This is a genomic window from Thiocapsa bogorovii (assembly GCF_021228795.1).
Taxonomy (GTDB): Bacteria; Pseudomonadota; Gammaproteobacteria; order Chromatiales; family Chromatiaceae; genus Thiocapsa; species Thiocapsa bogorovii.
Map to the genome: position 1 here is coordinate 2295637 of NZ_CP089309.1, position 25322 is coordinate 2320958.

General features: G+C 65.9%; 23 protein-coding genes and 3 pseudogenes. 12 read left to right on the top strand and 14 right to left on the bottom strand.

Going from position 1 to position 25322, the window contains the following annotated elements; genetic code table 11:
• Window positions 1-169 precede the first annotated feature (169 nt).
• The 6 genes from prmA to purD all read left to right on the top strand — a co-directional run bounded on the left by prmA (window position 170) and on the right by purD (window position 6630).
• On the top strand, window positions 170-1072 hold the full coding sequence (gene prmA / locus LT988_RS10405) for a 50S ribosomal protein L11 methyltransferase (RefSeq protein WP_232410074.1): 903 nt from the start codon (window positions 170-172) through the stop codon (window positions 1070-1072).
• A 183-nt stretch (window positions 1073-1255) separates the two neighbouring features.
• On the top strand, window positions 1256-2254 hold the full coding sequence (dusB, locus tag LT988_RS10410; RefSeq protein ID WP_232410075.1) for a tRNA dihydrouridine synthase DusB: 999 nt from the start codon (window positions 1256-1258) through the stop codon (window positions 2252-2254).
• Complete coding sequence (locus tag LT988_RS10415) at window positions 2251-2559, top strand: helix-turn-helix domain-containing protein (RefSeq protein WP_232410076.1); 309 nt, start codon at window positions 2251-2253, stop codon at window positions 2557-2559. Before dusB ends, LT988_RS10415 begins: the two co-directional genes overlap by 4 nt.
• A gap of 60 nt (window positions 2560-2619) precedes the next feature.
• Window positions 2620-4179 carry a bifunctional phosphoribosylaminoimidazolecarboxamide formyltransferase/IMP cyclohydrolase gene (gene purH / locus LT988_RS10420; RefSeq protein ID WP_232410077.1) on the top strand — a complete coding sequence of 520 codons (1560 nt, stop codon included), beginning with the start codon at window positions 2620-2622 and terminating at the stop codon, window positions 4177-4179.
• A 186-nt stretch (window positions 4180-4365) separates the two neighbouring features.
• Window positions 4366-5139, top strand: a complete 774-nt coding sequence (lpxA, locus tag LT988_RS10425) for an acyl-ACP--UDP-N-acetylglucosamine O-acyltransferase (RefSeq protein WP_232410078.1) — start codon at window positions 4366-4368, stop codon at window positions 5137-5139.
• Window positions 5140-5340: 201 nt separating this feature from the next.
• A complete protein-coding gene (gene purD, locus LT988_RS10430; protein WP_232410079.1) occupies window positions 5341-6630 on the top strand; it encodes a phosphoribosylamine--glycine ligase in 1290 nt (429 codons plus the stop codon).
• Between the two features lie 104 nt (window positions 6631-6734).
• Here the strand turns inward: purD and LT988_RS10435 are convergent, their stop codons facing one another.
• The 4 genes from LT988_RS10435 to LT988_RS10450 form a co-directional block, all read right to left on the bottom strand.
• A complete protein-coding gene (locus LT988_RS10435; protein WP_232410080.1) occupies window positions 6735-9470 on the bottom strand; it encodes a phospholipase D-like domain-containing anti-phage protein in 2736 nt (911 codons plus the stop codon).
• Window positions 9467-9745 carry a hypothetical protein gene (locus LT988_RS10440; RefSeq protein ID WP_232410081.1) on the bottom strand — a complete coding sequence of 93 codons (279 nt, stop codon included), beginning with the start codon at window positions 9743-9745 and terminating at the stop codon, window positions 9467-9469. The genes LT988_RS10435 and LT988_RS10440 overlap by 4 nt, the downstream gene beginning before the upstream one ends.
• Window positions 9746-9819: 74 nt before the next feature.
• Window positions 9820-10614, bottom strand: coding sequence for a hypothetical protein (locus LT988_RS10445; RefSeq protein WP_232410082.1), 795 nt, complete (start codon window positions 10612-10614; stop codon window positions 9820-9822).
• Window positions 10615-10650: 36 nt separating this feature from the next.
• Window positions 10651-10950 (bottom strand): hypothetical protein, encoded by a 300-nt coding sequence (locus LT988_RS10450; RefSeq protein WP_232410083.1) that lies wholly within the window; start codon window positions 10948-10950, stop codon window positions 10651-10653.
• 372 nt (window positions 10951-11322) lie between these two features.
• On the opposite strand from LT988_RS10450, the gene LT988_RS10455 reads away from it, so the two are divergent.
• Window positions 11323-12621 carry an IS256 family transposase gene (locus LT988_RS10455; protein WP_232410084.1) on the top strand — a complete coding sequence of 433 codons (1299 nt, stop codon included), beginning with the start codon at window positions 11323-11325 and terminating at the stop codon, window positions 12619-12621.
• A gap of 511 nt (window positions 12622-13132) precedes the next feature.
• On the opposite strand, the pseudogene LT988_RS10460 reads toward LT988_RS10455, so the two are convergent.
• Window positions 13133-13375: pseudogene (locus tag LT988_RS10460) on the bottom strand (transposase); the annotation flags it as partial.
• A 70-nt stretch (window positions 13376-13445) separates the two neighbouring features.
• Between LT988_RS10460 and LT988_RS10465 the strand changes: the two are divergent.
• The 3 genes from LT988_RS10465 to LT988_RS10475 all read left to right on the top strand — a co-directional run bounded on the left by LT988_RS10465 (window position 13446) and on the right by LT988_RS10475 (window position 16766).
• On the top strand, window positions 13446-14192 hold the full coding sequence (locus tag LT988_RS10465) for a hypothetical protein (protein ID WP_232410086.1): 747 nt from the start codon (window positions 13446-13448) through the stop codon (window positions 14190-14192).
• A 56-nt stretch (window positions 14193-14248) separates the two neighbouring features.
• Window positions 14249-15816 (top strand): IS3 family transposase gene (locus tag LT988_RS10470; protein ID WP_232406471.1). Its coding sequence is split into 2 segments (ribosomal slippage): window positions 14249-14705 and window positions 14705-15816, totalling 1569 coding nucleotides; the frame shifts between segments, so codons are not numbered across the junction.
• 17 nt (window positions 15817-15833) lie between these two features.
• The gene (locus LT988_RS10475) at window positions 15834-16766 is read left to right on the top strand and encodes a transposase (protein WP_232410087.1); all 933 of its coding nucleotides are present in this window, start codon (window positions 15834-15836) and stop codon (window positions 16764-16766) included.
• Here LT988_RS10475 and LT988_RS10480 read toward each other — a convergent pair.
• The 7 genes and pseudogenes from LT988_RS10480 to LT988_RS10505 form a co-directional block, all read right to left on the bottom strand.
• The gene (locus LT988_RS10480) at window positions 16749-17165 is read right to left on the bottom strand and encodes a transposase (protein ID WP_232410088.1); all 417 of its coding nucleotides are present in this window, start codon (window positions 17163-17165) and stop codon (window positions 16749-16751) included. The genes LT988_RS10475 and LT988_RS10480 overlap by 18 nt on opposite strands.
• Window positions 17166-17182: 17 nt before the next feature.
• A protein-coding gene (locus tag LT988_RS10485; protein ID WP_232406471.1) for an IS3 family transposase occupies window positions 17183-18750 on the bottom strand; the annotation gives its coding sequence in 2 pieces (ribosomal slippage) (window positions 17183-18294 and window positions 18294-18750; 1569 coding nt in all).
• 175 nt (window positions 18751-18925) lie between these two features.
• Window positions 18926-19671: pseudogene (locus tag LT988_RS25690) on the bottom strand (ISL3 family transposase); the annotation flags it as partial.
• Window positions 19672-19880: 209 nt separating this feature from the next.
• The gene (locus tag LT988_RS10500) at window positions 19881-20900 is read right to left on the bottom strand and encodes a hypothetical protein (RefSeq protein ID WP_332460563.1); all 1020 of its coding nucleotides are present in this window, start codon (window positions 20898-20900) and stop codon (window positions 19881-19883) included.
• A 63-nt stretch (window positions 20901-20963) separates the two neighbouring features.
• Window positions 20964-21017: pseudogene (locus LT988_RS25550) on the bottom strand (DUF1156 domain-containing protein); the annotation flags it as partial.
• A 45-nt stretch (window positions 21018-21062) separates the two neighbouring features.
• Complete coding sequence (locus LT988_RS25410) at window positions 21063-21197, bottom strand: hypothetical protein (protein ID WP_332460564.1); 135 nt, start codon at window positions 21195-21197, stop codon at window positions 21063-21065.
• A 30-nt stretch (window positions 21198-21227) separates the two neighbouring features.
• The gene (locus LT988_RS10505; protein WP_232410091.1) at window positions 21228-22040 is read right to left on the bottom strand and encodes an NYN domain-containing protein; all 813 of its coding nucleotides are present in this window, start codon (window positions 22038-22040) and stop codon (window positions 21228-21230) included.
• A 203-nt stretch (window positions 22041-22243) separates the two neighbouring features.
• On the opposite strand from LT988_RS10505, the gene LT988_RS10510 reads away from it, so the two are divergent.
• Complete coding sequence (locus LT988_RS10510) at window positions 22244-22534, top strand: type II toxin-antitoxin system TacA family antitoxin (RefSeq protein WP_232410092.1); 291 nt, start codon at window positions 22244-22246, stop codon at window positions 22532-22534.
• Entirely contained in the window at window positions 22531-23028 is a 498-nt protein-coding gene (locus tag LT988_RS10515; protein WP_232410093.1) for a GNAT family N-acetyltransferase, read from the top strand. Before LT988_RS10510 ends, LT988_RS10515 begins: the two co-directional genes overlap by 4 nt.
• A 90-nt stretch (window positions 23029-23118) precedes the next feature.
• On the opposite strand, the gene LT988_RS10520 is transcribed toward LT988_RS10515, so the two are convergent.
• Together LT988_RS10520 and LT988_RS10525 are read right to left on the bottom strand one after the other, a co-directional pair.
• Window positions 23119-23685: an anti-phage-associated DUF3780 domain-containing protein gene (locus tag LT988_RS10520; RefSeq protein ID WP_232410094.1), complete on the bottom strand. Its 567-nt coding sequence runs from the start codon at window positions 23683-23685 to the stop codon at window positions 23119-23121.
• On the bottom strand, window positions 23682-25247 hold the full coding sequence (locus LT988_RS10525) for an IS3 family transposase (protein ID WP_232410095.1): 1566 nt from the start codon (window positions 25245-25247) through the stop codon (window positions 23682-23684). The genes LT988_RS10520 and LT988_RS10525 overlap by 4 nt, the downstream gene beginning before the upstream one ends.
• Window positions 25248-25322: the final 75 nt, after the last annotated feature.

Here is a 25322-nt window from a genome sequence, read left to right on the forward strand (position 1 = left end):
CTTCGAGGCAGGTAGGCACTCGGGGCTGGATCGGACTCGCCGCGGCCCTCGCGCAACACAATCAATCCGATCTTTCTATCTCTTAAATCGCGTCGACTCCGGCGCTTACGAACCGCTGCGAGATCGAGACCGCATGAACACTGCGCATATTGTGCCGGACGCGATTTAAATGGGTTGGCTGCAGCTTTCGATCGAGGTGCCGAAACCGGACGCGGAGGAAATCGCCGCCGTCCTGGAAGACGGCGGCGCACTCTCCGTAACGCTCGCCGATGCCGCCGACGAACCCCAGCTCGAGCCGGGCCCGGGCGAGACGCCACTCTGGTCGCAGGTCAAGATTTCAGCCCTGTTCGATGCGGACCCCGAGAGCGAGGCACTGGTCGGCCGTTTGGTCGATCAACTGGTGCGTGAGCCGCGCTCCGGCGGTGCTTGTGGGCCTCGCGTCGAGCGGATCGAGGATCAGGTCTGGGAGCGGGTCTGGCTCGACACCTTCAAGCCGACCCGCTTCGGTCGGCGTCTTTGGGTCTGTCCGCACGGGCAGGATCCGGATGATCCGGAGTCCGTCGCCGAGGCCGTGGTCGTCGCGCTGGATCCGGGGCTGGCCTTCGGGACCGGGCATCATCCGACCACCGCGCTCTGTTTGGAGTGGCTCGACGGTACCGCGCTCGACGGCAAAACGGTTCTGGATTACGGCTGCGGCTCGGGGATCCTCGCGATCGCGGCGCTGCAACTTGGGGCTGCACAGGCGATCGCCGTCGATCATGACCCTCAAGCACTGGAGGCGACGCGGGACAACGCCCTTGCCAACGGGGTCGCCGACCGACTCGCGATCTACGGGCCGGATGAGGTGCCCGAGCTGAAGGTCGATGTGACCATCGCCAACATCCTCGCCGGGCCGCTGATCTCGCTGGCCCCTCGGCTTGTCGAGTCGCTGCGACCGGGCGGCGCGCTGGCCGTCTCGGGCGTGCTTGCCGAGCAGGTCGAGACAATCCGCGCGGCCTATGGCGAGCGGATCGAGCTCGCACCGACACGCCTGCGCGAGGATTGGGCGCTCATCTGCGGGACGCGCCGGTAGAGCGGACAAGCGTAGCGCAGTCCGCCGGCTCCGGCTCAGGGATCGGTAGACTGCGCTCTCGAATGTCCGCCCGATCCTCCATGTCGACCCGACCGCTCCGATCGGCGACGTGGCCAGGCGGGCGAGTCAGGCTCGTTTCGAAACATGATTGGTTCAATCGCGCCTACTGTATCGAGTCCGTCCATGAATCGCTCATTCGCCATCGGCCCCCACCGCTTCGAAAACAATCTCATCCTTGCCCCGATGGCCGGGGTGAGCGATCGACCCTTCCGTGCGCTTTGTCGGCGAATGGGTGCGGGGCTCGCGGTTGCCGAGATGGTCTCGTCGAACACCGCGCTTTGGGGCACACGCAAATCGGTGCGGCGTCTGGACTACGCGGGCGAGGCCGGTCCGGTGTCGGCGCAGATCGTCGGCGCGGATCCGCTCGACATGGCCGAAGCGGCCCGGATCAACGTCGACCTGGGCGCCGACATCGTCGACATCAATATGGGTTGTCCCGCAAAGAAGGTCTGCAAACGCGCGGCGGGCTCTGCACTGCTGCGCGACGAGGTCCTGGTCGGGCGTATCCTCGAGTCCGTGGTGGCTGCGGTCCCGGTCCCGGTCACCTTGAAGATCCGCACCGGCTGGTCGCCCGAGAACCGCAATGCCGTGCGGGTTGCGCAGATCGCGCAGGAGTCCGGGATCGCCGCCTTGACCGTCCATGGGCGTACGCGTGCCTGCAGCTACGGCGTACCCGCCGAATACGACACGCTCCGTGCCGTCCGCGCGGCGGTGACGATACCGCTCATCGCCAACGGCGACATCGCGAGCCCCGAACGGGCGAAACAGGTCCTGGACTGCACCGGCGCCGATGCTATCATGATCGGACGCGCGGCCCGGGGACGACCCTGGATCTTCCGCGACGTCACGGCTTACCTGACCTCGGGCACACTGCCGGTCGAACCTCCGAGGCACTGGATCCATGCGCTCCTGCACGAGCATCTCGATGCCTTGTATCGGTTTTACGGCGCCCATGCCGGCGTGCGAATCGCGCGCAAACACATCTCCTGGTACTGCCGTCACTTACCGGGTGCAGCGATCTTCAGAGACATCGTCAACGGGACCGAAACCCCGGCGGAGCAGTTGTCGCGGGTCGCCGCGTTCTTCGAGCAATGCCCCGAAACGGAGAATCAAGCAGCATGAATTCAGTCGCCTTGGACAGTGTATCCGAACCGACATCGATGGGGCTGCAGGTGGTGGAGGCGGATCGCACCGACCCACTGAGTAAATGCGTACAGGATGCCCTGCGCTTCTATCTCGAGAACATGGCCGGCCATGACGTGGTCAACCTCTACGCCCTGGTGCTCGAGGAAGTCGAGCGCCCGATGTTCGAGACCGTTCTGGACCACACCAACGGCAACCTGAGCCACGCCGCGAAGATCCTCGGCCTGACGCGCGCCACCCTACGCAAGCGACTGGCCGCTCACGGGATCGAGCGCGCGCGCTGACCCCGTATCGCCGGCCGCAGCGCAGGCCCCCTTTCAGATCATCAGACCGGATCGACCCCCATGCAATCCATTCACCGCGCCCTGATCAGCGTGTCCGACAAGACCGGCCTCGCCGCCTTCGCCCGCGACCTTGCCGTCAAAGGCGTCGAGATCCTGTCCACCGGCGGAACCGCCCGGCTCCTCACCGAGCAAGGCATCCCCGTCACCGAAGTATCCGACTACACCGGATTCCCGGAGATGATGGACGGTCGGGTCAAGACCCTGCACCCGCGCATCCACGGCGGCATCCTGGGGCGTCGCGGCGTCGACGACCGGGTCATGCGCGAGAACGAGATCAAGCCGATCGACCTGGTCGTCGTGAATCTCTACCCCTTCGAGCAGACGGTCGTCGATCCGTCCTGCGATCTGGCCACGGCCATCGAGAACATCGACATCGGCGGCCCGACCCTGCTGCGCGCCGCGGCCAAGAACCACGCGTCCGTTTCCGTGGTCGTCGACTCGGCCGACTACCCCCGTATCACCGCGGAGATCGCCGAGCACGGCGGAGTGAGCGAGGCCACGCGTTTCGATCTGGCGGTCAAGGCCTTCGAGCACACCGCCCGCTACGACGGCGCCATCGCCAATTATCTCGGCGCAAAGCTCGCGACCGACACCCCCGGCGCCTTCCCGCGCACGCTGAGCCTGCAGCTCGCACGCAAGCAATCCATGCGCTACGGGGAGAATCCGCATCAGAACGCGGCCTTCTACATCGAGCACGGCGACCTGGAGACGAGCATCGCCACCGCCAGCCAGATCCAAGGCAAGGCGCTGTCCTACAACAACATCGCCGATACGGATGCGGCGCTCGAGTGCGTGAAGCAGTTCTCCGAGGGTCCGGCCTGCGTCATCGTCAAGCACGCCAACCCCTGCGGTGTCGCACTGGGCGCCAACCTGCTCGAGGCCTACGAGCGCGCCTACAGCACGGACCCGGAATCGGCTTTCGGCGGCATCATCGCCTTCAACGGCGAGCTCGACGGCGAGACGGCCCGCACCATCGTCGAGCGTCAGTTCGTCGAGGTCATCATCGCACCGCGCGTGACCGCCGAGGCCAGCGAGGCGGTCGCAGCCAAAAAGAACGTCAGACTGCTCGAATGCGGCGAGTGGGACAGCGAGCTGGTCCACCGACTCGACTTCAAACGCGTCAACGGCGGTCTGCTGGTTCAGGATGCCGACCTGCGCCTGACCGAAGCGCTGAAGACCGTCACCGAGCGCGCGCCGAGCGAGCAGGAGCTTTCGGACCTGCTCTTTACATGGCGGGTCGCCAAGTTCGTCAAATCCAACGCCATCGTCTACGGGCGCGACGCCATGACCATCGGTGTCGGCGCCGGCCAGATGAGCCGTGTGAACTCCGCACGCATCGCCTCCATCAAGGCCGAGCAGGCGGGTCTCGTGGTCGCCGGCGCCGTCATGGCCTCGGACGCCTTTTTCCCCTTCCGCGACGGGATCGACCAGGCCGCGGCGGCAGGGATCACGGCCGTGATCCAGCCCGGCGGCTCCATGCGCGACGAAGAGACCATTGCCGCGGCCAACGAGCACGGGATCGCGATGCTCTTCACCGGCATGCGGCATTTCAGGCATTAGATCGCGTCCGGACCGACAGGCACTGTTTTCGTTTCGGCGAGGCCTTGGAGCCACCAGCCCAGGCCGGAGTCGACGCGATTTAAGTCTTTATTTTTTATTCTTTGAACCGCGTCGACTCAGAGCTTTCATGACGCGCCGACCTCGATCGACGCCATCACCTTCTTGACTCACACAGGACGCGGTTCAATGGGCATCCACCCGACGGCCATCATCGAAGACGGCGCCGAGCTGCATCCCTCGGTCACTGTCGGTCCCTATTCGATCATCGAGTCCGGGGCCGTCGTCGGCGAAGGCTGCCGGATCGAGTCCTGCGTGCGCATCTTCGGCGCGACGCGGATGGGCGCACACAACCGGGTCTGTCACGGGGCGACGCTCGGCTCGGAGCCCCAGGATCTCGGCTTTCGCCCGGAACTGGCGCGGCCGCTCGTGATCGGCGACCACAATCACTTCAAAGAAGGCGTCAACATCAGTTGCGGCATCAAGTCCGAGGCGGGCACCCGCATCGGCAGCCACAATTATTGGATGGCCTTCTCGCATGCGGGTCATGACTGCATCGTCGGCGACCACAACATCTTCGCCAACACGGCCACGCTCGCCGGTCATTGCGAGGTCGCGGATCGGACCTTCCTCTCGGGACAGGTCGCCGTGCATCAGTTCTGCCGGATCGGCTCCTATGCCATGGTCGCCGGGGTCACGGGTGTCGCGCAGGACGTGCCGCCGTTCGCCCTGGTCGACGGCCATCGCGCGCGCATCGTGGGTCTGAACGTGGTCGGCTTGCGGCGCGGCGGCTTCTCGCAGGAGCAGCGCACGCGCATCAAGGCGGTCTATCGACTGGTCTTCCGCTCCGGGCTGCGCCCGGGCGAGGCACTCGCCCGAGCCGAGCAGGAGTACCCAGGCCCGGAGACTCAATCCATCGTCCAGTTCATTCAGTCGAGCCGGCGCGGCGTCGTCTCGTTTTAAACCGCGTCCAGAGCGAAATGCTGATTCGTGAGTGAGATAGACGTTGGCTGCATCCACGACCCTTAGCCGGGACGCGGTTTAAAATAATTTATTTTTTAATCGTTTAAACCGCGCCGGCTCCAGCGCTCGTCAAATCTGCCGGAGCCGATCCCATCCCAAAACATCGCATACCGCGCTGAGCGCGGTTTAAAGGTGACAGGTATGAAGATCCTGATCGTCGGCAATGGCGGGCGCGAGCATGCCCTCGCCTGGAAGGCCGCACAATCGCCGCTGGCCGAGCGCGTTTACGTTGCGCCCGGCAACGGCGGCACCGCGCATGAGCCCAAGGTGGAAAATCTGCCGATCGCGGCGGACGACATTCCCGCACTGGTGCGTTTTGCCACCGAGCAGGCAATCGACCTGACCATCATCGGCCCGGAGGCACCCCTGGTCGCGGGCGTCGTCGATGCCTTCAAGGCGGCCGGGCTGCGCTGTTTCGGACCGACCCGCGACGCTGCGCAGCTCGAGGGCTCGAAGGCCTTCACCAAGGATTTCCTCGCGCACCATCGCATCCCGACGGCGTCCTACGGCGTCTTTACCGAGACCGAGCCTGCGCTCGCCTATCTGCGTCGCGTCGGCGCACCCATCGTCATCAAGGCCGACGGTCTCGCCGCGGGCAAGGGTGTCATCCTGGCCGAGGATCTCGCGACCGCCGAGGCGGCGGTGCAGGACATGCTCGGCGCCGGGCGCTTCGGCAGTGCCGGCAATCGCATGGTCATCGAAGAATTCCTGACCGGCGAGGAGGCGAGCTTCATCGTCATGGTCGACGGCGAGCACATCCTGCCGCTCGCCACCTCGCAGGATCACAAGGCCCGCGACGACGGCGATCGCGGACCAAACACCGGCGGAATGGGTGCCTACTCACCGGCACCGATCGTCACCCCGGACATCCACGATCGCGTCATGCGCGAGGTGATCGAACCGACCGTCGCCGGGCTCGCCGCCGAAGGCATCCATTATGTCGGGTTCCTTTACGCCGGCCTCATGGTCGCCGCCGACGGGACGCCCAAGGTGCTCGAGTACAACTGCCGGCTCGGCGACCCCGAGACCCAGCCGCTGCTAATGCGTCTGGAGTCCGACCTAGTCGAGCTGTGCCTGGCCGCGATCGAAGGTCGTCTCGATCGGGTCAGGGCCGTCTGGGATCCGCGGCCCGCGCTGGGCGTAGTCATGGCGGCCGGCGGTTATCCGGACAGCTACGAGACCGGCCACCCGATCAACGGGCTGGACGCCGCGCTGCCCTCGGACGTCAAGGTCTTTCAGGCCGGCACAAAGGCGGATGGATCGGCGATCCTGACCAACGGCGGACGGGTCCTCTGCGTCACCGCACTCGGAAACAGCGTTTCGGAGGCGCAATCCCGAGCCTATCAAGCCATCGAGAATATTCGGTGGGAAGGCTGCCGGTTCCGGCGCGATATCGGTTATCGGGCGATTGCCCGCGAGCCGTCGAGCTGAAGGTCATCCGCGCCCCGTGCCCGGCCGACCGCGCAGTCGATCATGCCGGGCAGGGTCGCTGATCAGGTTTGCGAGAGCGACCGCCGTATGGGCATCTGCTCGAATCAACCACTCCATCCCTGCCGCATCAGATTCTCGACATCCCGGCGTGACAGCACGGTCGCACAATCGCGCCAGGCCGCGTCGCTGGGCATGATGCTGCTGTTGTAGCGCAGATCAAAGCCGGTCGCCTGGCGGCGCTCCTCGATGTACTGGTCCATCTTCTCGCCCAGGGTTCCCAGGTCGTCGATCCAATCATCACGGATGGTATCGGGCAGGCCACCGAACAGGTCGTAGCGGTTGCGCATGCGTTCGGAGAGGCGTGCATAGACCGTCTCGTCCACCGTGCCCCGGTGCACCAGATTCAGCATGTCCACCGCCGGGCGCACCTGGCCGAAGCGTTTGATGCGCCCGATGCGCTGCTCCAGCCGGGTTGGATTCCAGGGCAGATCGACGTTGATCAAGGTGCCGAGCGTTTGCAGGTTCAGGCCCTCGCAGGCGGCATCGGTGGCCACCATCAGGCGAACCTCGCGATCGGCGACCATGCGTTTGAGCACCTCGCGCTCGATGCCGACCGCCTGGCCATCGCGATAGAGCCGGCTGCGATCGGCGCCGGCGTAGAGACCGATGGTCTGCTCCGGAAACTCGGCCGCCAGCGCATCGGCCACCCAGCGCGCGGTGTCGTAATACTGGCTGAAGATGATGCAGCCGAGCGCAAGCCAGCCCTCGTCTTTGAGGTAGAAGCGGATCGCGGTAAGCTTCGGATCATCGTCCATGCCTTCCAGCGCCGTGATCAGGCTCGCCAGTGCGGCGCGCTCGGCATCGGTTTGGATGGCCAGTTGCGCATCGATGTCTTCCGTCTCTTCCTGGATCTCACGCCCGGCGAGCAGGGTCCGCGCGGTATTGAGGCCGGCGACGCGGCTCGAGCAAACACGCTGCTCCATGAGGTTGCGCATGAATCCGCTCCCCTGACCGCGCTTGGCCAGCACGCGGCCGAAGGCGCGCGCTTCCTCGTAGGCGCGGTCGAAGTCCGGGGTGGTCCGCAGCGCATTGTCCTGGAACAAGGCGTTGAACCGATGCGGCGCTTGGACCAGTCCCCCATCCGGGTGGACATGGACGGCGATGCGCTCGAGCAGGCCGCGCTCCTCCAGCGTCGTGCGCTTGCGCAGCACCACATGGCGCACGAAGGGGTTCTCGCGCTGGAAGAAGGTCGCGCCGTCGATGGCGCGCTCCAGCTCGGTCTCCAGGTCGTCGCGCAGGTCCAGCGGCAGATCGCTCAAGGCGCCGGCCAGGTGCGCCGCGGGTGCCATGTCGAGCGCTTCGCGCAGGTTGCGGAACAGCCGCCGGGCATTCGGCTCGTTGCTGGAGGCCATGGTCGGCAGCGGCGAGCGCAGCAACCGCCAGCCGTAATCGAGCCCGTCGACGCGTTCGGCGCCGCACAGGATCGGCAGCACGCGCTCGGGGTCATGCCAGGGCGCGAGGTCGTTGCCGAACACGAAGCCGGTACCGCCGCGGTGCAGCACCCGTACCAGGTCCCATAGGTCGTCGGCGCGCGTCTGGATCGGGGTCGCGGTGCCGAGCAGGACGTGCTCGGCCCGGTCGGCGACGGCGAGCATGAAGGCCAGCAATGCATTTGGCTCGCCAGCGTCCGGGCCGTAGCCCTGCCGCGAACGGGCCTTGTGCGCCTCATCGAGAATGACCAGCGAGAAGCTGATGCCGGCCAAGACCTCCTTCTCCGTTGACGGCTGCACCATCAGTCCGGTGGAGACGATGCCGATACGCAGCGGGCAGCGCGCGATCTGCGCCGGTCCGCCTGGGGAGATCGCCCGCTCCTCCGGGTCGAGCCAGACCTTGCGGCTGGAGTGCCAGCGCGCACAGGGGATGCCGAGCTTGTCGAGCATCTCGGTCTGCCACTGTTCGCAAAGGGTCGCGGGGGCGAAGATGACGATGGGTTTGCGCCGTTTTTGCGCCTTTTCCGCGAGCAGGCACAGGGTCAGCGCCGCGGTGCCGAGCGACAGCGTCTTGCCCAGCCCCACCTCATCGGCCAGCAGCAGCCGGACCTGGCCGTGGTCGTGGTAATGGCGCAGGCACTCGGTGACAAAGCCCTGCTGCCAGGGTTGCAGGGCCATGCCCTCGCGATACAGCGGCGATTCGATCAGCGCCGCCGGCGTCAGCGTCGCCTCGCTGTCGAGCGCGGGGAGTTGTACCTCGACGCGCCGGCCACGGCGGGCGACCTCGCGGCAGACCGCCTCCGGTAGCGGGCGCGCCGCGTTCCACAGGAACTCGAACTCGGCCTCGATCCAGGCCACCGCCTCGGGCGAGTCGTCTTGCCAGAGGATCTCGTAGTGCTGCTGCCAGCCGTGGCGGGTCTCGTTCATCGAGCCGATAAAACCGAGCTTCTGCCCGTCGGCGCGCTCAATGACGCCGGCCTTACCATGCACGAAGCCGCAGACGCTGTCCGGTGCCACGCGAATCACCTGCCCGCGCTTGGCCAGGAAGGCATCCAGGCGTTGGTAGCGCGTGCGGTTGAGCAGGGATTCCGCCTCGATGGAGCGCTCGTTCCAGCGCCCGAGCATGCGCGCCTCGCGCAACTGGGCCACCTTCAGGTCCTCCGGCGCCAGGTCCACGTTACAGACGATGCGCACATCCGGGATCGGCTCCAGCCACTCGTGGGCGATCTCGAACAGGGAGCTGGTGAAGTAGCCGGCGATGCGCCGATAGCTGCGCGCGCCTTTGAGCTGCTCGGCCAGGAAGCTCTGGTCGAGGTGGTGGGTGCGGGAGGAGAGGCGGAGGATGGTCACCGCGTTGTTGCGTCGGAGAATCGATCAGGAAGCCCATTCCGGATCGCTCCGGCCAATATCTTGGGGACGACATCCTGGGGACGACACAAATCCGCGTCGCTGAGGCCTTCCGTCAGTCCGGCCAGCAGGTGCTTCAGGTCCTGGCCATTATCAGCGGCACTGACGGGAGGATCATCGATCAGCAACAGGACGCGCAGATGGGTCCCGTCGCGGATGTCCTCCGGCAGGCGAATACTGTGTTGTTCGACGGTAGCCTCAAGCTCGATGGCGCGCATCGGGACATCCTGCAAAATGCTGTGTTGGATAGGATTGAAGGTCAAGGCACGTCATTGCAATGACAGTCCAACGGCTACTGCAACCGCTGATTGCGCATGCGGCTGGCAATGGCCTCGGCTTTGCTTCGGGTCTCGGGTTGGCGGGCCTTGGCGGCGATGAAACTGGTCATGTCGATCAGCTTCGGGCGCAGACCCAGGTAATCGGGGACGGCGTCGCGCAGGTTGGCCATGACCACCTCGGCGTACTTGTCGGCCAGGAACTCCTGGATGGCGACGATCAGGGCGCCGAGCGGGGTCGGGCCGAGCTCGGTGCGGTCGGTGAGGTCGCGCGGTTTGAACTCGGTGACGGCCTTCAGGCGCGCGGCGTTGGGCTTGATGCTGGCCATGATGGCGGCGTAGTCGGCAACCCGGAAGGCCTTGGCGAAGTTCTGGTAGTTGTCGAGCTTGGCGGCGCCCGTGGTCTCCATGTCGAGCATGCGCAGATAGAAGCGCTGGATGCCGCTGATGGCGGCCCAGGTTTCCGATTCCAGTCCATCCGGCACCAGCAGGCCGTTGGCGGTCTCGGCGGCCTGCTCGACGATCTCATCGACCACGGTGGTCTCGCCCTTGCGGCGCGGGCGCAGCGCGAAGCTGGTCACGTCCTCGCCGCCGATGCTGGTGAAGCCGGTCAGCACCTTCAGCGCCGCGGCGTAGCCGGCCATCTGTAGGTCGGAGTCGTTGAACACCGGGGCGCCCATCTTCGCCTCGGTCTCGGTGTTGAGGTGCAGCATCTGCTGAATCTGGGCGTCCACCTCGCGCTTGACGGCCGGCAGGATGCGCTGTTTGAAGCCGGGGCGCTCACCGGCCGGGCGTTTGCGCAGCGCCAGCACCACGGTCCCCTGAACGAATCCGCCCTTCTTCAACTCCTAGGTGGTCTCGGTGGCGATGTACCAGGCGCCCACCACTTGCAGGCCGGCGGCCCAGAAGATGCTGACCATATCGGACCAGACGCCAGTGTCCTGGTGCGTGAACATCACGCACTGCATGCCGTTGTCCGGCATGTGCTCGGTCATCGCCCTGTAGGCGTCCACCATGCCGCGGCGGAATGCGTCGCCCGAGCCCTTGATGGCGAGGTCGCGACGAGAATCCCAGGTCCATTGGTCGAAGGGTGGGGATGGGTTCTTGCGGAGCCAGGCGATGAAGAAGTCGGTGATCTCGTGGTACATCACGGCGTCCCCATAAGGTAGATCCGTTACGTAAACATCGCAGTTGTTAGACAAATCCTTAGCCGCGACAGTGTCAACTGTTGCGCTTAAGCGCGAGTCTTCACTCGGATAAGGTTTTGTTACTGAGCTAATCAAATACGAGCTGGCACGGCAACCAAAATTGTCCAGCGTATTCAGGGCTTGGTTATAGAATGTACTCTGGCACGTCGGCTCGCGTTGCGAGGCGGTATTCCTTGGATCCCATCTGGCAAGCTTCGAGAGCTATGCTCGATTCTGGTGTATGAGCGGGGACTGATAGAGCTTGAGCAGGCGGCGCACCGTTGCTGACAATGTGGTTGTCGAGACCCAAAGCAGCAACGAGAGAGGTGCGCCATGAGCGACGATACGAGTACGGGGGCCCGCCGTGCAAGAGGGGATCGGGGCGAGGTGCTGGCCGAGCTGGGCCTGCCGCTGGAGGAGCTGGTGCGCCGCGGGGCGCGCGACATCCTGCAGCGGGCCATCGAGGCGGAGGTGGAGCAGCTGCTCGAGGAGTTTGCCGGGGTGTCGCTGATGGACGGACGCCGGGCGGTGGTGCGCAACGGTTATCTGCCGGCGCGCGAGATCCTCACCACGGTGGGTCCGGTGGAGGTGCAGGTGCCCAAGGTACGCGACCGCTCCGGGGCCGGGGTGAAGTTCAACTCCGCGCTGGCCCCGCCGTACGTGCGCCGCAGTGCCCGGGTCGCCGCGGCGCTGCCGTGGCTCTATCTGAAGGGGATCTCCAGCGGCGACCTCGGGGAGGCGTTGGAGGTGCTGGTGGGAGAGGACGCCAAGGGGCTCTCCGCGGCGGCGCTGGGCCGGCTCAAGGCCGCGTGGGCCGAGGAGTACAAGGACTGGACCCAGCGCAGCCTCGAAGGCCGGCAATACGCCTACTGGTGGGTCGACGGCATCTACACGACACTGCGCGAGAGCGACGATCCCAAGCTCTGTCTGCTGGTGATCATCGGGGTGAGACCCGACGGCACCAAGGAGTGGGTCGCCATCGTCGACGGGTTGCGCGAATCCACCGAATCCTGGCTCGACGTGCTGCGCGATCTGAAGGCACGTGGTCTGCAGGCGGGTCCGCGCCTGGCCGTCGGCGACGGGGCGCTGGGGTTTTGGGGTGCGCTTGAGCAGGTCTACCCCGAGACCGTGCATCAGCGCTGCTGGTTCCACAAGATGGGCAACGTGCTCAATGCCTTGCCCAAGTCGTTGCAAGGCAAGGCGAAGGCGGATCTGCAGGCGATCTGGATGGCACCGACCCGCAAGCAGGCTACGCAAGCCTTCAAGCGCTTCATCAGCCGCTATGGGGCCAAATACCCCAAGGCGACCGAGAAGCTCGAAAAGGACCGCGAGGCCCTGCTCGCTTTCTTCGCCTTCCCGGCCGAGCACTGGGTGCACCTGCGCACCACCAACCCCATCGAGTCCACCTTCGCCACTGTGCGCCATCGCACCGGCCGGACCAAGAACTGCGTCACCCGCGCGACCTTCCTCGGCCTGGCCTTCAAGATGAGCGAAGAGGCCGCCAAGACCTGGCGGCGCATCCGTGCCCCCGAGAAAGTGGCCGAACTGCTCGGCGGAACACGTTACGAAGACGGGATTCCGGTGTCCGACGACCCACCGGAGACCCAAGAGGAGCAACGGAAAGCCGCCTGATCAAACTCTGGCCCTATGGTCATACACCAGATTTGACAATAGCTCAAGCTTCGAGAGACGATCCAATGCGTCGCATAGCATTGGTGCTAAGAACGGATTCCCTATGCTCTGACGGCGAATTAGAGCAGCGAGTAGGATGGCTCTTGAGCAAAACAAATGGGACCAGTGCGTCCATCCGCGTGCTATGCGTAGCTCCCGCCCTTGGTAGCGCGGTGGACCACCTATCTCAATAGCTTGTTCGGCCACCAGGCCGGAGCACTGCCAGAAGACGAAATTCTCGACAAGCAAATTTTCAACCTTGCGTTCCCGGAGCAAGTCTTGGTCTTGCGCGCTCGCAAAAAATGTCTCAGCGCACCGCAGCCCGAGCGTCCCTTCGGTTGTCCATTGAATGCAGTACAAACGGTCTTGGAAAACATCCTCGAAACGAGGTTTGAAGTCAGTCTTTTGCCATAGCCGTAAATTATTGGCTCTTTTACGTTTGATGTGGGTAACCCGTCCAGGTATCCCCGGATCATGCTAACGCCTTTGCACACTGTTTGTTTGCAAACGGGCAGGCCGGCAGATGCGTGAGCTTGCCCGCGACCAAGTAGGCGATGGTGATGAGATGGCGCACGGTGCCGTAGCCGCGGGCCTTGGCCTTGGCGGCCTGGATCTGCCCGTTCGCCGCCTCGACCCGGCCGTTGGTGAGTTTGGAATCGAAGGCGTTGAGGATGCCGTCCCAATGGGTTTTGACGGTCTTGGCGAAGTCCTTCATCCTAAAAAGAGCAGTTAAACCTTGCCTCGAGTGATCCAAGCCGCTGAAATATCGGCGCAAGGAGGTCCCCATGAGCAACCCGATCCCTCACCCGCAGGGTGAACCCGAAACCACCGCATTGGTACCGCATGCCGGCCCGGTTGCGGTGGACACGTTTGGCGGGCGCGTCCACGTCGAGTGGGATGCGCAGGCGGCGGTCACCCCGCTGGGGCAGCTGCCGTTCTTCACCGAGTTTTTGCGCCTGGGCGGGCGCTTCGATGCCTGGGTCGAGAGCTGCCCGCTGAAGCTGACCAGCCCGAACGCCCCGAGCACGCGCGACGTTCTGGGTACCGCCATCCTGGCGGTGCTGTCCGGGCATCAGCGCTATGCCCACATCAGTGCCCTGCGCGGCGACACCATCAACGCCGCCCTGCTGGGCATGGAGGCGGTGGTGAGCGAGGACTCGGTGCGCCGCAACCTCGGCAAGCTCGATGAAGCCGACGGGGTGGCCTGGTTGCAGAACCACCTGGACGCCTGCGTGGCGCCGGTGCCGGGCGTGCCCTGGATTCTCGATGCCGACGTGACGGTCAAGCCGCTCTACGGGCATCAAGAGGGTGCGGTCAAAGGCTACAATCCGCACAAGCCGGGTCGGCCCTCGCACACCTACCATACCTATTTCGTCGCCGGTCTGCGTCTGATCCTGGACGTGGAGGTGCTCCCCAGGTGTCAGGATAGATGTCGCCTCCCTTTGGGAGAATGTGTGGGAGGATGGGGCATCACCGACCCGGGGCTTTGCGCCCTCCGGGGTCAGCCGGGAAGGAGCCCGAAGGGCGACTGACGGCTGACCCCGGAGGGCGCGGCGCAAGCGCCCCGAGGCATGAGAAGGCGAGCGACATGACAACCTATTCGAGCGAACTGAAAGACAGCATCCTGACGAAGCTACTGCCGCCCAACAACGTCGGCGTCCCGCAGTTGGCCGCGCAAACCGGCATCCCGCGCGACACCCTCTACGGCTGGCGGCGCGAGGCGTTGGGTCGGGCGCGTCGACCACGGGCATCGACGGTGCCTGCCGGGACGCTCGGCAGCGAGGAGAAGTTTGCCGTGGTGATGGAGACCGCCACCCTCAATGAGTTGGAGCTGGGCGCGTACTGTCGGCGCAAGGGCCTGTTCGCCGAGCAGATCAGCGCGTGGCGCACGACCTGCCAGCAGGCCAATGCGCCGCTGACGAGCACGACCGAGCGGGCCGAGCGGCGCGCCGAGCAGGCGGAGATCGTGCGCCTGGGTCGGGAGTTGCAGCGCAAGGACCGGGCCTTGGCCGAAGCCGCCACGTTGCTGGTGCTCCAAAAAAAAGTCCGGGCGATCTGGGAGGAGCCAGAGGACGCTCGCTCGCCTATGAGCGGCGCGTACAAGTGAGCGAGTACATCGCCCAAGCCTGTGCCGAGGGCGCCCGCCTGAGTCGCGCCTGCGCCGCCGTGGGGCTGTCCGAGCGCACCCTGCAGCGCTGGCGTCGCGACGGGGCGATCGGCGGCGACGGGCGCACGCGCGAGCACCGGACCGAAGGCGCGGTACGCACCCCGGCCAATCGGCTCTCGCCCCACGAGCGACAAGCCGTCCTCACAGCCGCCAACGCGCCCAGGTTCGCGAGCTTGAGTCCGCATCAGATCGTCCCGGCGCTGGCCGACGAGGGCTGCTACCTGGGATCCGAGTCGACCTTCTACCGCGTGCTGCGCGACGCCGGGCAGCTCGCCCGCCGCGGTCGCGCCAAGGCGCCGACACGGGTGCGCCCGCAGCCGCTGGAGGCGACCGGGCCGAATCGGGTTTGGAGCTGGGACATCACCTACCTGGCCAGTACCGTGCAGGGGATGTTCTTCTATCTGTACCTGATCATGGATGTCTACAGCCGCAAGATCGTCGGCTGGGAGGTCTACCCGCAGGAGTCCGCCGCGCACGCCGCCAGCGTCCTGCACAAGGCCTACCTGCGCGAAGGCGTGCACCCGGGCACACTGGTCCTGCACTCGGACAACGGCTCGCCGATGAAAGGCGCCACCATGCTGGTGATGCTCCAGCGCCTCGGGGTCGTGCCGTCCTTCAGTCGCCCGGCCGTGAGCAACGACAACCCCTACTCGGAGTCGCTGTTCAACACCGTCAAGGGTCGCCCGGACTTCCCCTCCGATCCCTTCGACGGCGTCGAGGCGGCACGCCGCTGGATGACGACATTCACCGCCTGGTACAACACCATCCACCTGCACAGCGCGCTGAAGTTCGTCACCCCGGCACAGCGCCATCGCGGCGAGGATGTCGACCTGCTGGCACGGCGCGACGCGCTCTATCAAGCCGCCAGAGACGACAACCCGACGCGCTGGTCCGGACCCACCCGCAATTGGACGCCGCCCGCTTCGGTCTTGCTCAACCCGGGAAAACCCCCTCGTGAACAGGAGAAGGCCGACACGAACATGACATGATTGATGCGACAACTACCTTGACACTTACCGTGCTGGACGGCAACCAAACCGCGTCCAAGTACAGCGCGCCGGGGCTGTGGGAGTTGCTCGCGCGCCTGCCGCGGGCGCACTGGCCGCTGTGCATTCGCGGCGACCGCGATTGGGGCACCCAAGCCAACATGGCGCGTGCCGAGCAGGAGGGGATCCCGTATCTGTTCAAGCTGCGCATGACCTCCAAGGTCAAGCAGACCGTCGAGCGCCTGATGCGCGATGCCGAGTGGTGCGATGCCGGTCAAGGCTGGCAGGGGGCCGAGACGACCCTGCGTCTGTCGGGCTGGAGCCGTGCCCGGCGCGCCGTCGTGCTGCGCCGGCGCATCAAGGCCGACCTGGCCGTCGTCGAGCAGGGTGATCCCGAGCAGCTGCGCCTGAGCTTCGCCGAGCTCACCGACGAGACGATCGTCTACGAGTACGCCGTGCTGGTGACCTCGCTGCCCCATGAGATCCTGAGCGTGGCGCAACTCTATCGCGATCGCGCCGACGCGGAGAATCCCTTCGACGAGCTCAAGAACCATTGGGGCTGGGGCGGCTTCACCACCCGCGACATCAAGCGCTGCCGCTTCATGGCGCGCATCACCGCCTTGACCTACAACTGGTGGAGCCTGTTCGTGCGCCTGGCCGACCCGACTCGGCACACCGAGGCGATCACCAGCCGCCCGCTGCTGCTCAGCGCACCGGCACGACTGACCCGTCACGGCGGGCAGACGCGCCTGACCATCAGCCATCCCCATGCCGAAGCCGGGTGGGTGGAGGCGACCTGCCGCGAGATCACGGCCTTCTTCAACACGCTGCGCCGAACTGCGGAGCAGTTGAGTCCCCTGCAACGCTGGTACCGGCTCCTCTCGCGGGCGCTGGTGAAGTATCTCAACGGCCGCCAATTGCAGCCGCCGGCGGTGTTACCGGCGCCGGCGTAGCCGCCGAACCGCCGGTATGTGTACTCGCCCGCGGGCCGAAAACGCTCCGCGACGGGCGCTAACTGCTCTTTTTAGGTTCATCGGCTCGAGGCGGCAGCGCCGGGCCCAGCTGTACCAGCGGGTGAGCAACGCCTCGGCCTCCTCGCGGGAGTCGGCCAGGCGGAAGATCTCGCGCAGGCTCTCCTTGATGCGGTAGGCCCGGTGGGTCTTGAGGTTGAGGCGGCGCAGATCGAGGTACTGGCGCAGCTGCCGACGGCTCCAGTCCTGTTGATCCTTGAGCCAGATGTAGCGGCTGCGCTTGAGCGCGGGCGTGGCTTTGACCTCCGCGCGGCGCACCGCATCCACGGCCTGATTGGCGAGCTGGATGAGGTGGAATTCATCGAAGGCGGTAAGTGTCAAGGTAGTTGTCGCATCAATCATGTCATGTTCGTGTCGGCCTTCTCCTGTTCACGAGGGGGTTTTCCCGGGTTGAGCAAGACCGAAGCGGGCGGCGTCCAATTGCGGGTGGGTCCGGACCAGCGCGTCGGGTTGTCGTCTCTGGCGGCTTGATAGAGCGCGTCGCGCCGTGCCAGCAGGTCGACATCCTCGCCGCGATGGCGCTGTGCCGGGGTGACGAACTTCAGCGCGCTGTGCAGGTGGATGGTGTTGTACCAGGCGGTGAATGTCGTCATCCAGCGGCGTGCCGCCTCGACGCCGTCGAAGGGATCGGAGGGGAAGTCCGGGCGACCCTTGACGGTGTTGAACAGCGACTCCGAGTAGGGGTTGTCGTTGCTCACGGCCGGGCGACTGAAGGACGGCACGACCCCGAGGCGCTGGAGCATCACCAGCATGGTGGCGCCTTTCATCGGCGAGCCGTTGTCCGAGTGCAGGACCAGTGTGCCCGGGTGCACGCCTTCGCGCAGGTAGGCCTTGTGCAGGACGCTGGCGGCGTGCGCGGCGGACTCCTGCGGGTAGACCTCCCAGCCGACGATCTTGCGGCTGTAGACATCCATGATCAGGTACAGATAGAAGAACATCCCCTGCACGGTACTGGCCAGGTAGGTGATGTCCCAGCTCCAAACCCGATTCGGCCCGGTCGCCTCCAGCGGCTGCGGGCGCACCCGTGTCGGCGCCTTGGCGCGACCGCGGCGGGCGAGCTGCCCGGCGTCGCGCAGCACGCGGTAGAAGGTCGACTCGGATCCCAGGTAGCAGCCCTCGTCGGCCAGCGCCGGGACGATCTGATGCGGACTCAAGCTCGCGAACCTGGGCGCGTTGGCGGCTGTGAGGACGGCTTGTCGCTCGTGGGGCGAGAGCCGATTGGCCGGGGTGCGTACCGCGCCTTCGGTCCGGTGCTCGCGCGTGCGCCCGTCGCCGCCGATCGCCCCGTCGCGACGCCAGCGCTGCAGGGTGCGCTCGGACAGCCCCACGGCGGCGCAGGCGCGACTCAGGCGGGCGCCCTCGGCACAGGCTTGGGCGATGTACTCGCTCACTTGTACGCGCCGCTCATAGGCGAGCGAGCGTCCTCTGGCTCCTCCCAGATCGCCCGGACTTTTTTTTGGAGCACCAGCAACGTGGCGGCTTCGGCCAAGGCCCGGTCCTTGCGCTGCAACTCCCGACCCAGGCGCACGATCTCCGCCTGCTCGGCGCGCCGCTCGGCCCGCTCGGTCGTGCTCGTCAGCGGCGCATTGGCCTGCTGGCAGGTCGTGCGCCACGCGCTGATCTGCTCGGCGAACAGGCCCTTGCGCCGACAGTACGCGCCCAGCTCCAACTCATTGAGGGTGGCGGTCTCCATCACCACGGCAAACTTCTCCTCGCTGCCGAGCGTCCCGGCAGGCACCGTCGATGCCCGTGGTCGACGCGCCCGACCCAACGCCTCGCGCCGCCAGCCGTAGAGGGTGTCGCGCGGGATGCCGGTTTGCGCGGCCAACTGCGGGACGCCGACGTTGTTGGGCGGCAGTAGCTTCGTCAGGATGCTGTCTTTCAGTTCGCTCGAATAGGTTGTCATGTCGCTCGCCTTCTCATGCCTCGGGGCGCTTGCGCCGCGCCCTCCGGGTCAGCCGTCAGTCGCCCTTCGGGCTCCTTCCCGGCTGACCCCGGAGGGCGCAAAGCCCCGGGTCGGTGATGCCCCATCCTCCCACACATTCTCCCAAAGGGAGGCGACATCTATCCTGACACCTGGGGAAGGTGATGTTCGCCCACGGCAGCTGCTCCTGCACCCCGCTGCGGTAGCTCCCCGACATGTCGATGCAGACGTCGCGCACGTTCTCCGCGCAGCCGCCGTGGGCCTCGAGGTCCTCGGCGAACTGCGCGACCACCTCGGCCTTGCGCCCCTCGGTGGCGAACAACAGCCGCGGTTCCTCCAGATCGTGAAAGAGGCTGATGTAGTGATGTCCCCGCCGCGCCGCGGTCTCGTCCAGACCGACGGCGGTGACCTGCGAGAAGTCCTCCTGCGCGCGCGCCTGCTCGACATAGTGGTCCAGCACCCGCCACAGGCGCATGTCGCTCACGCCCAGCAGCTGCGCGACCTGGCGTACCGTCATGGCCCGGCACAAGGCGACGATCAGCGCCTCCATCAACTGGGTGAAGCCGCTGCCGGGACGCGCCCACGGCACCTCCACTTGGGTGGTCTTGCCGCAGGCGTCACAGCGCACCCGCGGCACCTTGGCCTGAATGTACGCCTGGAACTGGAAGAAGTTCAGATGACGCCATTCCGGGCCTGCGTGTCATGCACCGGCTGGTGCTCCGCCCCGCAGTGCGGGCAGGTAAAGCGCGCCCCGCGGGCGAAGCCGACCGTGAAATCGATGCGTCCGGCCTGCGGATCGAAGTCCACCTCCCGGACCTCCCACGGTGTCTGCAACCCCAACGCGACGGTGAACAAGGAAGCGGAATCCACGGCAGTGACCTCCGGCGGTTGGCCTGTGGACATGTGGACGCGTCCTGCGGACCGGCCCGAGCCCTACGGGCCGTGTGGACAACCCCTGGACCGCGCCGAGCAAGGTCGTGCCGATTGCGAGCTCCTCGCCGGCGCGGCCCACCGGTTGACCACACTCTCGGGCCTCGCGCCCACATGCCCACAGGCCCAGCAACAGGTTTTACGAAATGTGCTCCAAAGGGTGTGAATCGGCAGGGCCGGAGTCAAGCCCTGACCCACAGGAAACGTAACAGGGCCAAATTATTGCGAAGATCGCCGTCGGCATCACGATAATCGCCGCGAATGGTCTTGATCGGCGTCAGATAGGTCCTGCCGTCGAGTTCATAGACCAGATTGCCGTCGCGGACTGTGCCTCGTTCGGCGGCCTGCATCTCGGCCACCGAGACGCCAGTCAGGATCTCGATGTCAAAGCGCTTGTTCGCATGATCCGGTACCAACTTCGCGACCACGTTACGGTTTCTCGAAATCACCCAACTCGGCGCCATCGGTACCATCCAGCCGGTCTCCGGACAGCGGGTCTCCAGGCAGTAGAGATAGGCCTTGGCCCGGTTGCCCTGGCTGTCGTGCTCAATGCCCAGTTCAGTGATCTCCCGATCCACCGCCTCGGCGACCTCGCGCTGCGCCCGCTCGATCTCGGCGCGCTGCTCGGGCGGCGCGCCGATGATGTTGAGCGCCCCCCAGGTCAGCATGCAGGCGATGGGGTTCAGGTCCGAGGCGTAGACATCGCAGCCCAGACGCGCGGCCTCGAACGGGATCGAGCCGCCGCCGCAGAAGGTGTCGCCGACCTTGGGCCGGTGGCCGAATCGCAGGACGCCGAGTTGCTCGACCAGTTCCTGATGCGAGTGCGCGTCGATACCGAAGCGGCCAAGATGGGCGTTCACCGCGGGCCAGATCGGGGCATAGAGTGCAGCCTGGTCCAGTTCCTCCGGGCGTTTGCAGAGGCCGGCGCGTTCCTCGTAGGTGGGAAAGGTCGCGAGAGCCTTGGCCAACAGGTCCAGCTTTTCCGCCGGGTCGATGTCGCGGAGCCAGCGTAGGCTGAGCCCCGGGTAGTCAACGAGGTCGATCGGAAATTGCAGCCGGTCGATCTCCTCGGCGGTGTGCGCCTGCCCTTTGAGGCTGTAGCTGAACGAGCGCCAGGGGTGTGCCAGTGCAACCCGCTCGGCGATGTCGGACGGCTTGAGCTTGGGCTCACGCCGCGCCAACCCGCCTTCGTCGAAGGCCATCAGTTTCTCGAAGATCTCCAGGTCTTTTTCGGGATCATCGGTTTGCGGCAGCAGGCTACCCAACAGGATGGCGCGGACCAGGATCAGCGGCTTGCGGCCCTTCCAGTAAGAGCCCAACGCGGTCAGCGTCTGCCCGGCGCCGGCCTTGCGCTCGCGCTGCGCCTAAAACGAGACCTTCTGCGCCGGGAACACTGCCTCGATCAGCGCCGGGGCGTCTTTGAGGGCGAAGGGTTGCAGCGCGGCGCCGGTCGCGGATGTCGTCGTCGGGGCTAGTGTTTCAGCAGCGTCCATGGGCATGGTGCGTTTCCGTCTGGGACAAAAATGAGGTCAAAAGAGGTAGCGCAGGTTCGCGCCAGAACCCATTTTCTTGAGTCCGGGCGTGGACTTGAGGAAGCTTGCGCGCGCAGCCTTGTCATAGCCGAGCTTCTGTAGGGCTTGGCCCACAGCCGAGGCAGGGTAGCCGCCTCCCGGCTGCTGTTTGCATAGACCGCGGACCTTTGCCAGCACCGCCTTCGCATCCTTGCCGACGGTAAGCGGCATCGGCTGAACAGGGGGCTCGGGTTTGGACGCCTGAATAACGACAGGGGGCGGCTGCACGACGCTGACCGACTTCGGCCAGGGGGCGTTAGCCGGCTTCAAGGCGGGCAGCAACAGGGTCGTCAACTGCGTATTGCGGGCCGTCGGGATGTCGCTGTCGGCATAAGCGACCAAGGTCTTGCAGCCGCGTGCCTTGGCCTGTTCGGCGGCGCCGATCAGCAGGTCGTCGCGCGAGACGACCACCACCAAGGTCTGCTCGCTCAGATGCGCGTCGAGCGCCGCCCCCAATGCCATCAGCAAAACGATATCCGCGCCGTTCTTACGGTGCGGTGCCGGTAGCGCCTGGATCGCGAGGTCGGGGTCCTCGGCGAGCAATGCGCTGCGCCAATCGTCGATCTTCTGGCCAAGATTGTTGCCGGCGATCGTGGCGCTGACGACGCGGGCCTTGAATTCGGTCCGGAACAGGTTGAGCAAGGGCGCCGCGCACTGGGCCGATTGGTTGTCCGCATCCACGTACAGCGCGACCGAGACGACCGAAACCGCAGGGGTTTCAGGCGTGGAGAGGGCGTCGGTGAGGGATCGAGGCGGCGTGTCGAGCGGCATGGTCAATCTCCTTATGCGTGATCCGCGACCGGTCAGCGTGCTCGGGTTTCGGCGGGATGCGCTTCGCTTTGCCGCCCTAAGGCTCTTCGGTGCGTGCGTCGTATGGGGTCTGTTTCAGCAGATCATCGGGCACGCGTGTCAGGGTCAGTGATGACACTGTCGTTACCTGCCTGCTAGTATGCTGACAAACGGGAGAATTTGCCATGTCGACTGCTCAAGAATTGGCCGCCAAGCGACAGACGCTCAATCTTCGCATCAAGGCGGAGGAGCGCGACTTGATCGACCGTGCCGCACGCATTGCCGGCAAGAACCGCACCGAGTTCATCCTGGACGCGAGCCGGCATGCGGCCGAGGAGACCCTGCTGGATCAAGCACTGCTGCGCCTGTCTCCCGATGCCTTCGCGGCCTTCGAGGCGCGCCTTGATGCGCCGCCGGCCCCGAATACTCGGCTGCGCAAGACCATGCGGGGCAGACCGCCCTGGGACACCGAGTGACCCTGAGTCCGCCGAGCCCTTTGACCGGCTACCATGATTGCAAAGGCTTTTCATGTGGTCGCAAGGCATTGGACGACTGGCTGAAAGGTCGCGCATTGCGGAATCAGTCGAGCGGGGCCTCCCGTACCTTCGTGGTCTGCGACCAGAATCGGGTCATCGCCTATTACGCGTTGGCCTCCGGGGCCGTTGCCATGACTGCGGCGACCGGTCGACTGCGACGCAATATGCCCGATCCCATTCCCGTGGTCATACTCGCGCGTCTTGCAGTCGATCATTCCCATGGCGGCAGGGGGCTGGGCCGGGCGTTGCTGCAGGACGCGGGCTGGAGGGTCCTGAACGCCGCCGACGCGATCGGCATTCGCGGCCTGTTGGTGCATGCCATCGACGCGGATGCCCGATGCTTCTATCACCATCTCGGCTTCGACTCCTCACCGCTCGACCCCGCGACACTGATGATCAGCCTCAAGGATTTACGCGCCAGCCTCGCGGACTGATCGGCCCATGGATTCACACCAGCCACGCGCGATCCGGTGCTCCATCGGTTCTTCGGCGGGAACCATCAATCCACCGGCGCCGCGGCCGCGTCAGTCGAACAGCCCCAATGTCTTATTCACCCCGGCTTCGCCGAGCTTTCGCGTCTCCAGTCGAGCTTTCAGCAACTCATTCTGTGCCACGTCGCCAAGCGCATAGCGCAGCGCAACCCGCCACCCGTGATCGCCGTCTTGAAGGCCGCCGGTGGCAATCGCCGTCATACCGAACAGCCACCAGCGTTCTTCGGGGCGCAGCGCCAGCCAATTACGCACGGCGATGCGGATCTTCTCGGGCTCGAGCTTCTCCACTGCCCAGGCCAACACGCACAGTTCCTTGCCGAGCAGGCGATCCACAGGTGTTTCGCCGACCTTCCAGGTACCGGTGGCGAGGTTGTGCTCCTTCAAGCGGGCATTGAAGGCGCGTTGGACCTCGGCACGGATGGCGGTCCAGCGGGGGCGCGCGAGCATGACGCGATCGAGGATTTGCTCTGGCGCGGCGCCGGCACCCATGCCTAAGTGCTCGCTGATGAGCACGGCCGCGGTGTTGCCGCGTGGGATGGTGACGACAAAGTGGTGCGGGTCGGAGGCGGTAAGTGTCAAGGTAGTTGTCGCATCAATCATGTCATGTTCGTGTCGGCCTTCTCCTGTTCACGAGGGGGTTTTCCCGGGTTGAGCAAGACCGAAGCGGGCGGCGTCCAATTGCGGGTGGGTCCGGACCAGCGCGTCGGGTTGTCGTCTCTGGCGGCTTGATAGAGCGCGTCGCGCCGTGCCAGCAGGTCGACATCCTCGCCGCGATGGCGCTGTGCCGGGGTGACGAACTTCAGCGCGCTGTGCAGGTGGATGGTGTTGTACCAGGCGGTGAATGTCGTCATCCAGCGGCGTGCCGCCTCGACGCCGTCGAAGGGATCGGAGGGGAAGTCCGGGCGACCCTTGACGGTGTTGAACAGCGACTCCGAGTAGGGGTTGTCGTTGCTCACGGCCGGGCGACTGAAGGACGGCACGACCCCGAGGCGCTGGAGCATCACCAGCATGGTGGCGCCTTTCATCGGCGAGCCGTTGTCCGAGTGCAGGACCAGTGTGCCCGGGTGCACGCCTTCGCGCAGGTAGGCCTTGTGCAGGACGCTGGCGGCGTGCGCGGCGGACTCCTGCGGGTAGACCTCCCAGCCGACGATCTTGCGGCTGTAGACATCCATGATCAGGTACAGATAGAAGAACATCCCCTGCACGGTACTGGCCAGGTAGGTGATGTCCCAGCTCCAAACCCGATTCGGCCCGGTCGCCTCCAGCGGCTGCGGGCGCACCCGTGTCGGCGCCTTGGCGCGACCGCGGCGGGCGAGCTGCCCGGCGTCGCGCAGCACGCGGTAGAAGGTCGACTCGGATCCCAGGTAGCAGCCCTCGTCGGCCAGCGCCGGGACGATCTGATGCGGACTCAAGCTCGCGAACCTGGGCGCGTTGGCGGCTGTGAGGACGGCTTGTCGCTCGTGGGGCGAGAGCCGATTGGCCGGGGTGCGTACCGCGCCTTCGGTCCGGTGCTCGCGCGTGCGCCCGTCGCCGCCGATCGCCCCGTCGCGACGCCAGCGCTGCAGGGTGCGCTCGGACAGCCCCACGGCGGCGCAGGCGCGACTCAGGCGGGCGCCCTCGGCACAGGCTTGGGCGATGTACTCGCTCACTTGTACGCGCCGCTCATAGGCGAGCGAGCGTCCTCTGGCTCCTCCCAGATCGCCCGGACTTTTTTGGAGCACCAGCAACGTGGCGGCTTCGGCCAAGGCCCGGTCCTTGCGCTGCAACTCCCGACCCAGGCGCACGATCTCCGCCTGCTCGGCGCGCCGCTCGGCCCGCTCGGTCGTGCTCGTCAGCGGCGCATTGGCCTGCTGGCAGGTCGTGCGCCACGCGCTGATCTGCTCGGCGAACAGGCCCTTGCGCCGACAGTACGCGCCCAGCTCCAACTCATTGAGGGTGGCGGTCTCCATCACCACGGCAAACTTCTCCTCGCTGCCGAGCGTCCCGGCAGGCACCGTCGATGCCCGTGGTCGACGCGCCCGACCCAACGCCTCGCGCCGCCAGCCGTAGAGGGTGTCGCGCGGGATGCCGGTTTGCGCGGCCAACTGCGGGACGCCGACGTTGTTGGGCGGCAGTAGCTTCGTCAGGATGCTGTCTTTCAGTTCGCTCGAATAGGTTGTCATGTCGCTCGCCTTCTCATGCCTCGGGGCGCTGTGCCGCGCCCTCCGGGTCAGCCGTCAGTCGCCCTTCGGGCTCCT

Coding starts and splice junctions, on each gene's coding strand:
- prmA (WP_232410074.1), top strand. CDS start 170: ATGGGTTGGCTGCAGCTTTCGATCGAGGTGCCGAAACCGGACGCGGAG.
- dusB (WP_232410075.1), top strand. CDS start 1,256: ATGAATCGCTCATTCGCCATCGGCCCCCACCGCTTCGAAAACAATCTC.
- LT988_RS10415 (WP_232410076.1), top strand. CDS start 2,251: ATGAATTCAGTCGCCTTGGACAGTGTATCCGAACCGACATCGATGGGG.
- purH (WP_232410077.1), top strand. CDS start 2,620: ATGCAATCCATTCACCGCGCCCTGATCAGCGTGTCCGACAAGACCGGC.
- lpxA (WP_232410078.1), top strand. CDS start 4,366: ATGGGCATCCACCCGACGGCCATCATCGAAGACGGCGCCGAGCTGCAT.
- purD (WP_232410079.1), top strand. CDS start 5,341: ATGAAGATCCTGATCGTCGGCAATGGCGGGCGCGAGCATGCCCTCGCC.
- LT988_RS10440 (WP_232410081.1), bottom strand. CDS start 9,745: ATGCGCGCCATCGAGCTTGAGGCTACCGTCGAACAACACAGTATTCGC.
- LT988_RS10450 (WP_232410083.1), bottom strand. CDS start 10,950: ATGTACCACGAGATCACCGACTTCTTCATCGCCTGGCTCCGCAAGAAC.
- LT988_RS10455 (WP_232410084.1), top strand. CDS start 11,323: ATGAGCGACGATACGAGTACGGGGGCCCGCCGTGCAAGAGGGGATCGG.
- LT988_RS10465 (WP_232410086.1), top strand. CDS start 13,446: ATGAGCAACCCGATCCCTCACCCGCAGGGTGAACCCGAAACCACCGCA.
- LT988_RS10500 (WP_332460563.1), bottom strand. CDS start 20,900: ATGGCCTTCGACGAAGGCGGGTTGGCGCGGCGTGAGCCCAAGCTCAAG.
- LT988_RS25410 (WP_332460564.1), bottom strand. CDS start 21,197: ATGCCCATGGACGCTGCTGAAACACTAGCCCCGACGACGACATCCGCG.
- LT988_RS10505 (WP_232410091.1), bottom strand. CDS start 22,040: ATGCCGCTCGACACGCCGCCTCGATCCCTCACCGACGCCCTCTCCACG.
- LT988_RS10510 (WP_232410092.1), top strand. CDS start 22,244: ATGTCGACTGCTCAAGAATTGGCCGCCAAGCGACAGACGCTCAATCTT.
- LT988_RS10520 (WP_232410094.1), bottom strand. CDS start 23,685: ATGATTGATGCGACAACTACCTTGACACTTACCGCCTCCGACCCGCAC.
- LT988_RS10525 (WP_232410095.1), bottom strand. CDS start 25,247: ATGACAACCTATTCGAGCGAACTGAAAGACAGCATCCTGACGAAGCTA.